Annotated in this window: 17 protein-coding genes; 9 read left to right on the top strand and 8 right to left on the bottom strand. The window is 70.8% G+C overall.

The annotated features are described in order from the left end of the window. Positions 1-2 precede the first annotated feature (2 nt). A complete protein-coding gene (locus tag AC4BGC_RS07940) occupies positions 3-401 on the top strand; it encodes an SRPBCC family protein (protein ID WP_490555080.1) in 399 nt (132 codons plus the stop codon). Between the two features lie 21 nt (positions 402-422). Here AC4BGC_RS07940 and AC4BGC_RS07935 read toward each other — a convergent pair whose 3' ends face one another. Together AC4BGC_RS07935 and AC4BGC_RS07930 are read right to left on the bottom strand one after the other, a co-directional pair. Next, a complete protein-coding gene (locus AC4BGC_RS07935) occupies positions 423-1,325 on the bottom strand; it encodes an SDR family oxidoreductase (protein ID WP_490555079.1) in 903 nt (300 codons plus the stop codon). Then, complete coding sequence (locus AC4BGC_RS07930; protein ID WP_490555078.1) at positions 1,322-2,116, bottom strand: SDR family oxidoreductase; 795 nt, start codon at positions 2,114-2,116, stop codon at positions 1,322-1,324. Before AC4BGC_RS07930 ends, AC4BGC_RS07935 begins: the two co-directional genes overlap by 4 nt. Positions 2,117-2,237: 121 nt before the next feature. Between AC4BGC_RS07930 and AC4BGC_RS07925 the strand changes: the two genes are divergently transcribed. From AC4BGC_RS07925 to AC4BGC_RS07910, 4 genes are read left to right on the top strand one after another with little or no spacing between them, the layout of a single operon-like run. Then, positions 2,238-3,044 (top strand): enoyl-CoA hydratase family protein, encoded by an 807-nt coding sequence (locus AC4BGC_RS07925; protein ID WP_490555077.1) that lies wholly within the window; start codon positions 2,238-2,240, stop codon positions 3,042-3,044. 2 nt (positions 3,045-3,046) lie between these two features. Then, positions 3,047-3,910, top strand: coding sequence for a CoA transferase subunit A (locus tag AC4BGC_RS07920; protein ID WP_490555732.1), 864 nt, complete (start codon positions 3,047-3,049; stop codon positions 3,908-3,910). Next, positions 3,907-4,716, top strand: a complete 810-nt coding sequence (locus AC4BGC_RS07915; RefSeq protein ID WP_490555076.1) for a CoA-transferase subunit beta — start codon at positions 3,907-3,909, stop codon at positions 4,714-4,716. The genes AC4BGC_RS07920 and AC4BGC_RS07915 overlap by 4 nt, the downstream gene beginning before the upstream one ends. Next, on the top strand, positions 4,713-5,780 hold the full coding sequence (locus AC4BGC_RS07910; protein ID WP_490555075.1) for an NAD(P)H-dependent flavin oxidoreductase: 1,068 nt from the start codon (positions 4,713-4,715) through the stop codon (positions 5,778-5,780). The genes AC4BGC_RS07915 and AC4BGC_RS07910 overlap by 4 nt, the downstream gene beginning before the upstream one ends. Positions 5,781-5,787: 7 nt before the next feature. Here the strand turns inward: AC4BGC_RS07910 and AC4BGC_RS07905 are convergent, their stop codons facing one another. Continuing rightward, positions 5,788-6,495, bottom strand: coding sequence for a TetR/AcrR family transcriptional regulator (locus AC4BGC_RS07905; RefSeq protein WP_490555074.1), 708 nt, complete (start codon positions 6,493-6,495; stop codon positions 5,788-5,790). Between the two features lie 133 nt (positions 6,496-6,628). Between AC4BGC_RS07905 and AC4BGC_RS07900 the strand changes: the two genes are divergently transcribed. Continuing rightward, the gene (locus tag AC4BGC_RS07900; RefSeq protein WP_490555073.1) at positions 6,629-7,579 is read left to right on the top strand and encodes an NAD-dependent epimerase/dehydratase family protein; all 951 of its coding nucleotides are present in this window, start codon (positions 6,629-6,631) and stop codon (positions 7,577-7,579) included. A gap of 45 nt (positions 7,580-7,624) precedes the next feature. On the opposite strand, the gene arr is transcribed toward AC4BGC_RS07900, so the two are convergent. Continuing rightward, entirely contained in the window at positions 7,625-8,035 is a 411-nt protein-coding gene (arr, locus tag AC4BGC_RS07895; protein ID WP_490555072.1) for an NAD(+)--rifampin ADP-ribosyltransferase, read from the bottom strand. 85 nt (positions 8,036-8,120) lie between these two features. Here arr and AC4BGC_RS07890 point away from each other — a divergent pair, with 85 nt between their 5' ends. The 3 genes from AC4BGC_RS07890 to AC4BGC_RS07880 all read left to right on the top strand — a co-directional run bounded on the left by AC4BGC_RS07890 (position 8,121) and on the right by AC4BGC_RS07880 (position 10,235). Further along, the gene (locus tag AC4BGC_RS07890; protein WP_490555071.1) at positions 8,121-8,588 is read left to right on the top strand and encodes a hypothetical protein; all 468 of its coding nucleotides are present in this window, start codon (positions 8,121-8,123) and stop codon (positions 8,586-8,588) included. A gap of 124 nt (positions 8,589-8,712) precedes the next feature. Beyond that, a complete protein-coding gene (locus AC4BGC_RS07885; protein ID WP_490555070.1) occupies positions 8,713-9,177 on the top strand; it encodes a hypothetical protein in 465 nt (154 codons plus the stop codon). A 347-nt stretch (positions 9,178-9,524) separates the two neighbouring features. Continuing rightward, entirely contained in the window at positions 9,525-10,235 is a 711-nt protein-coding gene (locus tag AC4BGC_RS07880; protein WP_490555069.1) for a serine protein kinase RIO, read from the top strand. Between the two features lie 34 nt (positions 10,236-10,269). On the opposite strand, the gene AC4BGC_RS07875 is transcribed toward AC4BGC_RS07880, so the two are convergent. Genes AC4BGC_RS07875 through AC4BGC_RS07860 form a run of 4 tightly spaced genes read right to left on the bottom strand, consistent with a single transcriptional unit; the run spans position 10,270 to position 14,084 of the window. Continuing rightward, entirely contained in the window at positions 10,270-11,436 is a 1,167-nt protein-coding gene (locus tag AC4BGC_RS07875; protein ID WP_490555068.1) for an acetyl-CoA C-acetyltransferase, read from the bottom strand. Continuing rightward, positions 11,429-12,106, bottom strand: a complete 678-nt coding sequence (locus tag AC4BGC_RS07870; RefSeq protein WP_490555067.1) for a TetR/AcrR family transcriptional regulator — start codon at positions 12,104-12,106, stop codon at positions 11,429-11,431. The genes AC4BGC_RS07875 and AC4BGC_RS07870 overlap by 8 nt, the downstream gene beginning before the upstream one ends. Further along, positions 12,103-12,906 (bottom strand): SDR family oxidoreductase, encoded by an 804-nt coding sequence (locus AC4BGC_RS07865; protein WP_490555066.1) that lies wholly within the window; start codon positions 12,904-12,906, stop codon positions 12,103-12,105. Before AC4BGC_RS07865 ends, AC4BGC_RS07870 begins: the two co-directional genes overlap by 4 nt. Continuing rightward, on the bottom strand, positions 12,903-14,084 hold the full coding sequence (locus AC4BGC_RS07860; RefSeq protein WP_490555065.1) for an acyl-CoA dehydrogenase family protein: 1,182 nt from the start codon (positions 14,082-14,084) through the stop codon (positions 12,903-12,905). Before AC4BGC_RS07860 ends, AC4BGC_RS07865 begins: the two co-directional genes overlap by 4 nt. Between the last annotated feature and the right edge of the window lie 16 nt (positions 14,085-14,100).

Here is a 14,100-nt window from a genome sequence, read left to right as displayed (position 1 = left end):
AGATGGCCGCCCTCACCCTGCACGCTCGGGGAGTGGCACCCGTCACGCTCGCCTGGGAGCGGTACGCCGATCCGGGCCTCTGGTCCACGTGGGCCCCGCAGATCCAGCGCGTGGACACCACGATGGACCGGCTCGTGGCCGGTGGCAGCGGCACCGTGCGCGCCGGCCTGCTCCCCCGCCCCACGCTCGCTGTCCCCTTCCGGGTGCTGGCCGTGGACGAGGTGACCAAGGAATGGTCCTGGCGGGCGCAGCTCGGTCCCCTCAGCCTGCTGCTCGAGCACGGGGTGACCGCACAGCCCACCGGGGCGGCCACGTGGCTGCGGGTGCACGGACCGCTGCCGGTGATCCTGGGCTACGCCCCGCTGGCACGCCTTGCCCTGAAACGGCTGGTCCGCGGCTGAGGCTCCTTGTGCCGGCGGGCCTCAGGTCCCGTAGACCGGGTCGGGCGTGACGGCCTGCTCGATCAGCTCCCTGACCGCGGGGCCCACCTCGCCCGCCTCCCAGCGACGACCGATGTCCTTGCGCGGCCCGTGGCGCCAACCCTCCTCCACGCAGATCTGCCCGCCCTCGATCTCGAGCACGCGGCCGGTGATCTCGCAGTCGGCCGAGGCCAGCCACGCGACCACGGGTGAGTTGTTGGCCGGGTCCATCGCGTCGAACCCGCCCGACCCCTCCGCCATCATCTCCGGGAACGCGCCCTCGGTCATCCGGGTGCGGGCCACCGGCGCGATCGCGTTGACGTTCACCCCGTAGCGCCCCAGCTCGGCGGCCGCGACCAGGGTCATCCCCGCGATCCCGGCCTTCGCGGCGGAGTAGGTGGTCTGCCCGATCGAGCCCTGCATCCCCGCGCCGGAGGAGGTGTTGATCACCCGGGCCGCGCGCTGCCGGCCTTCCTTGGCCTCGGTACGCCACCACGCACCGGCGTGCCGCAGGGGCGCGAAGTGACCCTTGAGGTGCACCCGGATCACGGCGTCCCACTCCTCCTCGGAGGTGTTCACCAGCATCCGGTCGCGCACGAAGCCGGCGTTGTTCACCAAGATGTCCAGGCCCCCGAACGTCTCGATCGCCTGGTGCACCATCGCCTCGGCCTGCGCGAAGTCCGCGACGTCGGCGCCGTTGGCGACCGCGGATCCCCCGAGCGCCTCGATCTCGGCCACCACCTCGTGGGCCACCTCGGACGCCGACCCCTCCCCCGACCCGGAGGTGCCGAGGTCGTTGACCACGACCTGGGCACCCTGGCGGGCGAGCTCGAGCGCGTGCGCGCGGCCGATCCCCCTTCCGGCGCCGGTCACGATCGCGGTGCGTCCTTCGAGGATGCGGGTCATCGGTTCTCCTTGGCTTCGGCGGGCACGCTCTGGAGGTCTTTCTGGGCGATCAGGAAAGCGGGGGGTTCGCCGCCGCCGTGGCACTCCACGGTGGCGCCGGAGACGTAGGAGGCCAGGTCGGAGGCCAGGAAGCAGACCACGTTGCCGATCTCGGCCGGGTCGGCCATCCGGCCCAGCGGGATGGTCCGCTCGATCGCCGCAACGGTCGCGTCACCCCCGTAGTGGTCGGTGGTCTGCTCGGTGCGGCACAGCCCGACATCGATGCTGTTGACCCGCACCTTCGGGCCCCACTCCACGGCGAGCGAGCGGGTCAGGCTGTCCACACCGGCCTTGGCAGCGCCGTACGCCGCGGTGCCCGGCGAGGGCCGCAGCGCCGAGACCGAGGAGATGTTCACGATCGCGCCGCCGGTCTCCTGCTGCTGCATCACCCGGTTGGCGGCCTGGGCGACGAGCAGCGGGGCGGTGAGGTTCAGGCCCAGGACCTTCTCGAGGAACCGCGGGGAGGCGTCCGCGGCCGGGGCGTACGGCGAGCCGCCGGCATTGTTCACCAGGACGTCGAGGCGACCGTGCTCGCGGACGAGGTCGGCGACCATCGCGGCCACTGCGTCGGGGTCACGGACGTCGCACTGCACGTGCGTGGTCCCGGGAGTCGGGGACTCGACGGCGGAGCGGGCGCAGGTGACCACGCTCGCGCCTGCCGCCACCAGCACCCGGGTGATCCCGGCGCCGATCCCCTGGCTGCCGCCGGTGACCAGGGCGACCCGTCCGGTGAGGTCGAGTTCCAGGCTCACGGCGTCTCCTGAGGGTGTGCGGCAGGCATCGGCGGATGAGCCGGGCGACTGCTAGGGTACCAAGCAAGCGTTAGGTTCGGTACTCACCGGGTCGTCAACCTCCACGGTCAGGGGTCAGGACATGGGCATCTCCAGTCAGCTCGACGAGAGCGGGATCCGGGTGATCACCGTCGACTACCCGCCGGTCAACGCCCTGCCGGTCCAGGCCTGGTTCGACCTCGCGGACGCACTCGACGTCGCCAGCCGCGACCAGTCGACCCACGTCGTGGTGCTGCGCGCCGAGGGCAAGGGCTTCAACGCCGGGGTGGACATCAAGGAGATGCAGCACACCGAGGGTTTCGACGCACTGATCGGCGCCAACCGTGGCTGCTTCGCCGCTTTCAAGGCCGTCTACGAGTGCTCGGTCCCGGTGATCGCGGCGGTCAACGGGTTCTGCGTCGGCGGTGGCGTCGGCCTGGTCGGCAACGCCGACTGCATCGTGGCCAGCGACGACGCGTTCTTCGGGATCCCCGAGGTGGACCGAGGCGCCCTCGGCGCCGCCACGCACCTGGCCCGGATGGTCCCGCCCCACCTGATGCGCACCCTCTACTTCACCGGGCGCAACATCGCGGCCGCCGACCTCGTCCAGCACGGTTCCGTGCTCGAGGTGGTCCCCCGCGACCAGCTCGACGACGCTGCGATGGCCGTCGCGGCCGAGATCGCCCGCAAGGACACCCGGGTGATCCGGATGGCCAAGGAGGCGATCAACGGGATCGACCCGGTCGACGTCAACCGCAGCTACCGGTTCGAGCAGGGCTTCACGATGGAGCTCAACCTCGCCGGCGTCGCGGACGAGCACCGTGACCGGTTTGTGAGTGGGCAGAGCGCCGGGACCGAGAAGGGGACCCGGGTCTCCACAGGATCGACCACCGAGGAGCGCAACCAGTGAGCATGCCCAGCAAGGTGATGACGGCCCAGGACGTGGTCGGGCGCATCAAGGACGGGATGACCGTCGGCATCGGCGGCTGGGGGTCGCGCCGCAAGCCGATGGCCCTGGTCCGCGAGATCCTGCGCAGCGATCTGCAGGACCTCACGATCGTCTCCTACGCCGGCCCCGACGTGGGTCTGCTGCTGCAGGCGGGGAAGGCGAGCAAGGTGGTGTACGCCTTCGCGACCCTGGACTCGATCCCGCTGGAGCCGCTGTTCTCCCGGGCTCGCCAGGAGGCCACCGCGTCGTTCCGCGAGTGGGACGAGGGCATGTTCGCCACCGGGCTCCGCGCGGCCGCGCAACGACTGCCGTTCCTGCCCATGCGGGCCGGGCTGGGCTCCGCCGTACTGGAGAACGACCCCACGCTGCGCACCGTGACGAGCCCGTACGACGACGGACAGGAGCTGGTCGCCGTACCCGCGCTGGAGCTCGACGTCGCGCTGGTGCACATGAACCGTGCCGACCAGTACGGCAACGCGCAGTACCTCGGCCCGGACCCCTACTTCGACGACCTGTTCGCGATGGCGGCCACCGAGACCTTCGTCTCCACCGAGCAGGTCGTCGACACGGCCGGCCTGACCCAGGACGCCGCGCTGCAGACGATGCTGCTCAACCGGACCATGGTCACCGGGGTCGTGGAGACGCCGAACGGCGCGCACTTCACCACGTGCACGCCCACCTACGAGCGGGACGAGAAGTTCCAGAAGGCCTACGCCACCGCGGCGAGGACCCCCGAGGACTGGGCCGCGTTCGCCGAGCGCTTCCTCTCCGGCAGCGAGCAGGACTACCAGGACGCGGTGCGGGCGTTCCACGAGGAGGACAAGTGAGCGAGATCAGCAGGGCGGAGTACTGCGCGGTCGCGATCGCGGACTGCTTCGCCGACGACGGCGAGATCATGGGCAGCCCGATGGGGCTGCTCCCGAGCCTGGGGGCGCGGCTGGCGAAGCTGACCAGCAACCCGCTGCTGATGATCACCGACGGCGAGGCCCGCATCCTCCAGGGCGCTCCCCCGCTGGGCGTGACCAACGACGTGGTCGAGGGCTGGATGCCGTTCCGGCTGGTGCTCGAGTCCGTGGTCACCTACGGCAAGCGCCACGTGATGATGGGCGCCACCCAGATCGACCGCGAGGGCAACCAGAACATCTCCGCCATCGGCGACTGGGCCCAGCCCAAGCGGCAGCTCCTCGGCGTGCGCGGCGCTCCGGGCAACACGGTGAACAACAAGACGTCCTATTGGGTGCCCAAGCACTCCGTGCGCGTGTTCGTCGAGCAGGTCGACATCGTCTCGGGCGTCGGCCGGACCCGCGCCGAGGCCGCCGGGCCCGCGGCCACCAGGTTCCACCAGGTGCACCGCGTGGTGAGCAACCTCGGCGTCTTCGACTTCGAGGGCCCCGGGCACACGATGCGGCTGGTCTCGGTGCACCCGGGTGTCACGGTCGAGGAGGTCCAGGAGGCCTCGGCGTTCGAGATCGCCTTGCCGGACACAGCGGCCGGCGACGTCCCGCTCACGCGCGACCCCTCACCGGGCGAGCTGATGCTGATCCGGGACCTGCTCGACCCGAAGAACCTGCGCGACCGCGAGGTCCCGCCGGTGGAGAAGAAGGCGGAGCAGGCCCAGGAGACGACCCGGTGATCGAGCAGCTGCTCCGCACACCGCTGACCGACCTGGCCGGCGTACGCCATCCCGTCGTGCAGACCGGGATGGGCTGGGTCGCCGGGCCGCGTCTGGTCGTCGGTACGGCGAACGCCGGCGGCCTCGGCATCCTGGCCAGCGCCACGATGACCTTCGAGGAGCTCGAGCGGGCGATCCTCGAGGTGAAGAGCCGCACCCAGCAGCCCTTCGGGGTCAACCTGCGCGCGGACGCCGGTGACGCTCCCGCGCGGGTCGACCTGCTGATCAAGCACGGCGTGAAGGTGGCCTCGTTCGCGCTGGCGCCGAAGAAGGAGCTGATCGCCAAGCTCAAGGACCACGGCATCGTGGTGATGCCCAGCGTCGGTGCCGCCCGGCACGCCGAGAAGGTCGCGGCCTGGGGCGCGGACGCCGTGATGATCCAGGGAGGCGAGGGCGGCGGCCACACCGGCAGCGTGCCCACGACACTGCTGCTGCCGACCGTCCTGGACGCCGTGGACATCCCGGTGGTGGCCGCGGGCGGGTTCTTCGACGGCCGCGGGCTGGCCGCCGCACTCTCCTACGGCGCCGCCGGCATCGGCATGGGCACCCGCTTCCTGCTCACCCAGGACTCGACCGTGCCCGACGCGGTGAAGCAGCGCTACCTCGAGGCCGACCTGAACGGCACCGTCGTCACCGCGAAGGTCGACGGGATGCCGCACCGGATGCTGCGCACCGAGCTCGTCGAGGAGGTCGAGGAGAGCAGCGGGCTCAGGCGGCTCGCGCCCACCGCCCGCCGGACCCTGGAGTTCAAGAGGATGAGCGGGATGTCCTGGCGCGAGCTCGCGGTCGACGGCCGCGCGATGCGCAAGGAGCAGGGACGGACCCTCGCCCAGATGACCCTCGCCGCGAACACCCCGATGATGCTGCGCGCCGGCCTCGTGGAGGGAGACACCGGCGCCGGGGTGCTGGCCAGCGGCCAGGTCGTCGGCGTGATCGACGACCTGCCCACCTGCGAGGAGCTGGTCGACCGGGTGGTCACCGAGGCGGCAGCATGCCTGCGCCGCACGTCGTCGCTGCTGGTCTGACTCGACCTCAGGGAAGACCGGTGGTGTCGGCGAGCACCTGCAGCTGGCGGTCGAAGAGCACCTCGGGGGCGGCGAACGTGTCCGCGCCGTACTGGCCGATCACCTCGAAGCTCACGCAGCCGAACAGTGCCGCCCAGCTGAGCACGCCACGCACCACGAGCTCGTCCGGGGCCGTGATCGGGAACTCGGCCCGGATCCGCTTCACGTCGGCGGCGAGCTTGCGCGGTACGCCGCCCGCCGACCCCTCCGGCAGGCGCACGTCGCCTGCGACCCACGCGTCCTCCCACAGCTGCACCAGCGCCCCGATCACCCGCGTCCCTGGTCCGGTCGTGCGCTCCGACGGCGCCTGGTAGCCCGGGACCGGGCTGCCGAAGAGCAGCGCGTACGTCGCAGGCTCGGCCAGCGCCCACTCGCGCACCGCGCGCCCGGCCGCCACGAACCGGCCACGGTGGTTCTTCCGCGGCACCTTGGCGATCGCGGCGTCGACCCGGTCACCTAGCTCGTTGTAGCCGTCGACGACCAGCAACGTCAGCAGGTCGTCGCGGCTGCGGACGTAGCGGTAGATCGCCGAGGACACCACACCGAGGTCGCGGGCCACGGCGCGCACGGACAGCGCTGCCGCCCCCTCCGTGGCCAGGTGCCGGCGCCCGATCCGGGTGATGTCCTCGAGGGTGCGTGCTCGCGCCCGCTCGCGCGGGGTGGGTGTCTCCTGCATGGCGCCATCATGGCAGACCCGCGAGCACCAGGCACGAAAGAGAGCGGTGCTCTTGACATTGGTGAACAACCCGGCGCACCATCAAAAGGAGAGCAGTGCTCTCGCATTCGCACTCCACATCGAGAGGCCAGTCATGCCCACCACCCCAACGCCCGCAGTCCACGTCGTCACCGGCGCCGGACCCGTCGGCGCCACCATCGCCCTTCAGCTGGCCGAGTCCGGTCATTCCGTGCGGCTGCTGACCCGCTCCGGCAGCGGCCCCGAGCACGCGCTCATCGACCGGCGTCAGGTCGACGTCTCCAGGCGCGAGGCACTCTCGGGGCATCTCGACGGCGCGGTCGCCGTGCATCACGCGATCCACGGGTCGGCGTACTCCGCGACCGCCTGGCGTGCCGAGCTCCCTGCCGCCGAGCAGGTGGTGATGGACGCCGCCGCCGAGGTGGGCGCGGTCGTCACCTTTCCGGAGAGCCTCTACAGCTATGGCCCGGTCGACGGGCCGATGACCGAGGACCTCCCCCGCAACGCCACACGCGGCAAGCTCGCGGTCCGGGCCGAGCTGCTCCGCGCCCGTGACGCCCACCCCGCCGCGACGGTCAGCGTGGCGGCCTCGGACTTCTACGGCCCGGGCGTGCGCATGTCCCACGCGGGCGAGCGCCTGGTCCCGTCCCTGCTGGCGGGCAAGCGGGTCTTCGTGATGGGCAGCCTCAGTCAGCCGCACTCGTTCACCTACGTCCCCGATCTCGCCCGGGCGATGATCACCGCGGCTGAGACCCCGTCACTGTGGGGACGCTTCCTGCACGCACCGACGGCTCCTGCGGTTACCCAGCGCGAGCTCGCCGAGGCGTTCGCCCACGCCGCCGGGGCCCCGAGCCCGAAGCTCTCGGCGGTCCCCGCCTGGGTGCTCAAGGCAGCCGGCCTCTTCTCGGCCGTGACCCGCGAGCTCGCCGAGACGTCGTACCAGTTCGCGCGCCCGTTCGTCATGGACTCGACCCACAGCGAGTCCCTGCTCGGACTGTCCCCCACCCCGGTGGAGACCGCCGCCAAGGAGACGGTCGACTGGTGGCGCGCGCAGCCTCAGGGGTGACCTGGTGCCCGGCCCCACAGATCAGGCCCGGGATGAGCCGGCGGATCAGTTGATGATCTCGCCGTGCTCCTCCTCGAGGATCACCTTGAGCCGGTCGCGCCAGGCCTGGAGCGCCTCGGGGGTCAGCCGGGTCCAGTCGGTCAGCTCCCCGACGACCCGCAGCGGGCTCGTGCTCCGGTAGGACCGGGTCGGGTTGCCCGGGAACTTCTTGTCCGTGACGTTGGGGTCGTCCTCGAAGTCGCCGGTCGGCTCGACGATGTAGACGTGCGGCTCACCGTCGCCCGCCGCCAGCTCCGCGGCCAGCCCAGCGCCATCGGTACCGGCAGTGAAGTAGATGTGGTTCATCACGATCTCGGGCCGGTAGTTGGACCGGAAGCCCGCCGAGAGCAGATCCCCCACCCGCAGATCGGCCTTCGTGCCGTGGAAGAACGGCCCGTCGTCCAGCACACCACTCATCGGCACAGCCTAGGGTCCCAACTTGTGCCGGGTGGGGTTCTGGGTTCGGCGTACGACGGAGCCCTGTGTGCCCTAGTTTGACCCGATGAGTTCCCTGGGGCGTGCCGTGATGATGGCGATGATCCCCGCCAACATCTTCCTGCTCTTGTGGATCTGGTTCGGACGGGCCTTCTTCGGGGCAGCGGGATGGCTGATGATCCTCGGCATCGCCGCCCTGCCCGTCTTCATCGGGGGCGTGGTCATCACCAGCGTCCTCGCCCAGAAGGTGGCCGGCTTCCCAGCCGCACTCACCCGTTCACAGGCCCTCGCGCAGCTGACCCAGTGGTCGGGGATGCTCGGCTTCGGCTTCTTCCTCGTGGACACCGCCGACGCCCCCGACAGCGAGTCGTCGGTGTTCACCCAGATGGTCGGACGCAGTGACGCCAACCTGTCCCTGAGCTGGACCCTCACCGGCCTCAGCACCGGGGTCGCCTTCGCAGGCTGGGTGGCACTCCTGGTCCTGCTGATCCTGGCGAGGCGCCGGGGCCGCGTGCACCCGCTGTACTCGTCGTAGTCGGGTCGGTGAGGGGCCGGGCAGTTTCCCAGGTCATGAACCCGAACCGCCCACCACGACCGTCATCGGCTGGCTGCTTCGGCTTCGGCGTTCGGCGGATCACCTGTTGCCCTAGGTTGACCGCGTGACTTCCCTGGGGCGCGCCGTACTGCTCGTGATGATCCCGGCCAACGTGCTGCTGCTGCTCTGGATGTGGATCGGCCGAGCCCTCTTCGGGGCTGCCGGCTGGTGGATGATCATCGGCCTCGCCGTGCTCCCGTTCGTGATCGTGGGGATGGTCCTCACCACCGTGATCGCCTACCGCGGGGCGGGCACGCCGCGCGCACTCACCCGGTCCCAGGCGCTCCTACAGCTCACGTCATGGGCGGGAATGCTCGCCTTCGGCTTCTTCCTCGTGGACTTCAGCGACGCGCCCGAGAGCGACGCCTCGGTGTTCACCCAGCTGGCCGGGCGCACCGACTCCACCCTGTCGCTCAGCTGGAACCTGTCGGGGATCAGTGTCGGGGTCGCCCTCGTGGCCTGGGTGCTCCTGCTGGTGCTCCTGATCGCGCAGAAGCGCAAGCATGCCGGGGTCGCGCAGTACGCGTAACCGCTCGTCGTTCGGCAGCGGGCAGCGAAAACCAGTTGCCCCGGCCGGCGTCCCCGAGCACGATGGACACACCACCAGTGCTGCTTCGCGAGAGAGGAGATGTGACATGACCACGACTGTCATCGGCCTGCCCGCCGCCCATCTCCCACTCTCCTGGAGCACCCTTGTCCTCAGCACGACAGCCCTCATCAACCCGGTCCGCTTCCACCGGACCTGAACCGCTCGATCCCGCCTTCGTCTTCGACTTCCGTGCGTACGACGATCCCGACGACTCCTGCCAGCGATGGTCCACCTGGTACGACGTGGAGCCGCTGTGTCGCGGACCAGAACCGCGCCCGGACTGGGTGGTGACCGACCGGGCCGCCATCGACACCGAGCTCGGCATCCTCAAGACCGGCAAGGAGGCAGACGTCTTCCTGCTGGAGCGCACGGTGGCCGGCGGCGCGTCCGTGGTGATGGCCGCGAAGCGCTACCGCAGCACCGATCACCGGAACTTCCACCGCAACGCGGCCTACACCGAGGGCCGGCGCGGCCGGGACAGCCGGGAGGCCCGCGCAACCGCCAAGGGCACCAGCTTCGGCCGCGTGGTGGCCGCAGGCCAGTGGGCCTACGCCGAGTGGGAGTCCCTCAAGCTGTGCTGGTCGCTCGGCCTCCCGGTGCCCTACCCGGTGCAGCTCGACGGCACCGAGCTGTTGATGGAGTGGGTGAGGACCGGCCCGCCGGACGATCCCGTCACGGCTCCACGGTTGGCGCAGAGCCGTCCGCCCGGAGACCTGCTCGCGGCGTACTTCGACCAGCTGCGCGAGGCGATGGCCACGATGGCGCAGCACGGGATCGTGCACGGCGACCTGTCGGCGTACAACATCCTCGCCGCGGACGAGCGGCTGGTCATCATCGACCTCCCCCAGGTGATCGACCTCGTCGGCAATCCCCAGGGCATGGACTTCCTGCTCCGTGACTGCGCGAACATCTGCGCCTGGTTCCGCAGCAAGGGGCTCGACCCCGAGGTGGCCGACGAGCACCGTCTGTTCGGCGACCTGCTCTCGACCGCGTTCTAGGGCGAGGAACCGGCCGTGGCCAGTCGGCGGAGCCTCAGTCCAGTCGCTCGATGATCGTCACGTTCGCCTGGCCGCCGCCCTCGCACATCGTCTGCAGGCCGTAGCGGCCGCCGGTGCGCTCGAGCTCGTTGAGCAGCGTGGTCATCAGCCGGGTGCCGGTGGCGCCGATCGGGTGGCCCAGGGCGATGCCGCCGCCGTTGACGTTGACCTTGTCCAGCGGCACGTCGAGCTCCCGCGACCAGGCGAGTACGACGGACGCGAACGCCTCGTTGCACTCGAACAGGTCGATGTCCTCGACGCCGAGGCCCGTCTTCTCCAGGGCGTGCCGGGTCGCGCGGATCGGGCCGGTCAGCATCCACACGGGATCGTCACCGCGGACGGAGAGGTGGTGGATCCGCGCTCGCGGGGTGAGCCCGTGCTCCTCGACCGCACGAGCGGAGGCGATCAGCATCGCCGAGGAGGCGTCGCAGATCTGGGAGGCCACCGCAGCGGTGATCCGGCCGCCCTCGGCCAGCGGCTTGAGCCCGGCCATCTTCTCCAGCGACGTCTCCCGCGGGCACTCGTCGGTGTCGAAGTCGCGTCCGTCCTGCAGATTGACCGGGACTATCTCGTTCTTGAACCGGCCCTCGTCGATGGCGGTGCGCGCGCGGGTGTGCGAGGCCAGCGCGAACTCCTCCATCTCGGCACGCGTGATGTCCCACTTCTCGGCGATCATCTCCGCGGAGCGGAACTGGGAGACCTCCTGGTCGCCGTACCGCTGCACCCAGCCGGGCGACTCGGCGAACGGCGTGGTGAAGCCGTACTGCTGGGCGACCAGCATCGCCGCCGAGATCGGGATCGCGGACATGTTCTGCAGTCCCCCGGCCACGACCAGGTCCTGGGTCCCGGACATCACCCCCTGCGCGGCGAAGTGCACCGCCTGCTGGGAGGAACCGCACTGGCGGTCGATCGTCACGCCGGGCACGTGGTCGGGCAGTCCGGCGACCAGCCAGGCCGTCCTGGCCACGTCGCCGGCCTGGGAGCCGATCGTGTCGCAGCACCCCATCACCACGTCGTCCACGGCTCCCGGGTCCACCCCGGTGCGCTGCACGAGCGCCGTGAGCACGTGCGCGCCGAGGTCGGCGGAGTGCATCGAGGCGAGGGACCCGCCGCGCTTGCCGACCGGGGTGCGGACGGCGTCGACGATGTAGGCCTCAGGCATGGGTTTCTCCGTTGGTCGATTCCGGGTTGGTCGATTCCGGCGTACGGGTGGCGATTCCGTCGAGCAGGATGTGCAGGTACTGGTCGGCGACCTGCCGCGGGGTCAGCTCCCCGCCGGGCCGGTACCACCGCACCGCCACCCACACGGTGTCGCGCAGGAACCGGTAGACCAGCTCCACGTCGAGGTCCGAGCGCAGCTCGCCGGACGCGACCCCCTCGGCGAGCAGCCCGGTCCACAGGTTGCGGAACCGGGTGTTGCGCTCCCCGAGGTAGGCGAACCGCTCGTAGGAGGCGAGGTGGGCCGCGTCGGTCTGGAAGATCGCGACCTCGCTGTGGTGCTGGTCGATCGCGTCGAACGAGGCCCGGACCACGGCCTCGAGCTTCTCGCGCGGGGTCCGGTCGGAGGCCTCGATGGCGTCGTAGGTCACCCACAGCTCGCGCTGGAAGGAGTCGAGCAGCTCGTCGACCATCGCCTCCTTGGAGTCGAAGTGGTGGTAGAGGCTGCCGGAGAGGATCCCCGCGGCGTCGGCGATGTCGCGCACAGTGGTGTTGTTGAACCCCCGCTCGGCGAAGAGCCTCGCCGCGATCGCGAGCAGCTCCTCACGCCGGGTCCTCCCCTGGCCGGCACCCGGCGCGTCAGCCACCGTGACCTCCTGGGGCGAGGCGATCATGCATGCTGGCTGCTCACCGAGACGACCTCACCGGTGAGGTACGACGAGTAGTCGCTGGCCAGGAACACCATCACGTTGGCGACCTCCCACGGCTCGGCCGCGCGGCCGAACGCCTCGCGCTGCTTGAGCTCGTGCAGCAGGTCGTCGGAGGTGACCTTGGCCAGGAAGGGGTGCATCGCCAGGCTCGGCGAGACCGCGTTGACCCGGATGCCGTGCGGCGCCACGTCGAGCGCCGAGCAGCGGGTCAGCGCCATCACGCCGGCCTTGGCCGCCGCGTAGTGCGCCTGACCCTCCTGGGCCCGCCACCCGATCACCGACGCGTTGTTCACGATCACCCCACGCTTCCCGCTCTCCACCATCTTCCTCGATGCCGCGCGGATGCAGCGGAAGGTGCCGGTCAGGGTGATGTCGATGACCTTGCCCCACTGGTCGTCGGTCATCTCCAGGATGGAGGAGGTGCCGCCGAGACCGGCGTTGTTGATCATCACGTCGAGCCCGTCGAACTCGTCGGCGGCGTCGACCAGCGCCTGCACCTGCGCCTCGTCGGTGACGTCGCAGGCCAGCGAGCGGACCCGGTCCTCACCGAACTCCCCGGCGAGCGACTCCTGCGCCTCGGCGAGACGGCGCTCGTGGGTGTCGCCGATGATCACCGCGCGGGCACCCTCCTCCAGTACCCGGCGTACGACGGCCGCGCCGATCCCCGCGCCGGCCGCAGCCGTCACCACGATCACCTTGCCGCGGAGCAGGTCGTGCGGGGGGACGTAGTCGGGAGTGGGCTGTTCGGGCCTGGTGGCAGTCATCGGGTCTCCGTGGGTCGCTGTTCGCGTGGCAGGCCGAGCACCCGCTCGGCCAGGACGTTGCGCTGGATCTCGTCCGAGCCGCCGTAGATCGTGTCAGCCCGGGTGAACAGGTAGAGGCGCTGCCACTCGTCGAGGTCGTAGTCGGTTCCGGTCGAGAGCGAGTCGGCGCCGCGCACCTGCATCGCGAGGTCGCCCAGGTTGCGGTGCCAGCGCGCCCACAGCAGCTTCGCGACGCTGGCCTGCTGCGGCGCCTGGTCCTCCGAGAGCGTGCGCAGCGCGTTGAGCCGGATCACCTCGAGCTCCACCTGGGCCCGGGCGAGCCGGTCGCGCAGCACGGGGTCCTCGAGGCTGCCGTTGGCGCGCGCCAGGTCGAGCACCGCGTCGAGCTCACGCTGGAAGCCGACCTGCTGACCCAGGGTGGAGACACCGCGCTCGAACCCCAGGGTGGCCATCGCGACCTGCCAGCCGTTGCCCTCGCCGCCGACGACCAGGTCGGCGTCGGTGCGGGCGCCGGAGAAGAACACCTCGTTGAACTCCGACGTCCCGGTCAGCTGGACGATCGGCCGCACCTCGACACCCTCCTGGTCCATCGGCACCAGCAGGTAGGACAGCCCGCGGTGCCGCGTGGACCCGGGCTCGGTCCGCGCGATCACGAAGCACCAGTCGGACTGGTGCGCCAGCGAGGTCCACACCTTCTGCCCGTCGATGACCCACTGGTCACCCTCGACCTTCGCCCGCGTCGACACCGCTGACAGGTCCGACCCGGCCCCGGGCTCGGAGTACCCCTGGCACCAGAACTCCTCGACGGCCCGGATCCTCGGCAGGAACCGGTCCTTCTGCTCCTGCGTCCCGAACGCGATCAGCGTGGGCCCGAGCAGCTCCTCACCGAGGTGGTTGACGCGTGCCGGCGCGTTGGCGCGGGCGTACTCCTCGTGGAAGATCACCTGCTGGAAGAGCGGCAGCCCGCGGCCGCCGTACTCCTGCGGCCAGCCGATGCAGGTCCACCCGTGCGCGGCGAGGTGGCGGTCCCAGGCGACGCGCTCCGCGTGGGCCTCGTGCTCGCGTCCCGGCCCACCCTTGCCGCGCAGGTCGGCGAACTCGCCGACGAGGTGCTCGGCGAGCCAGGAGCGGACCTCGGCGCGGAACGCCTCGTCCTCCGGGCCGTAGGTGAGATCCATGTCGGTAAGGTAGCCT

The sequence above is a fragment of the Nocardioides sp. Z38_18 genome (assembly GCF_058215695.1).
This window is presented reverse-complemented; position numbering and strand designations above follow the sequence as displayed.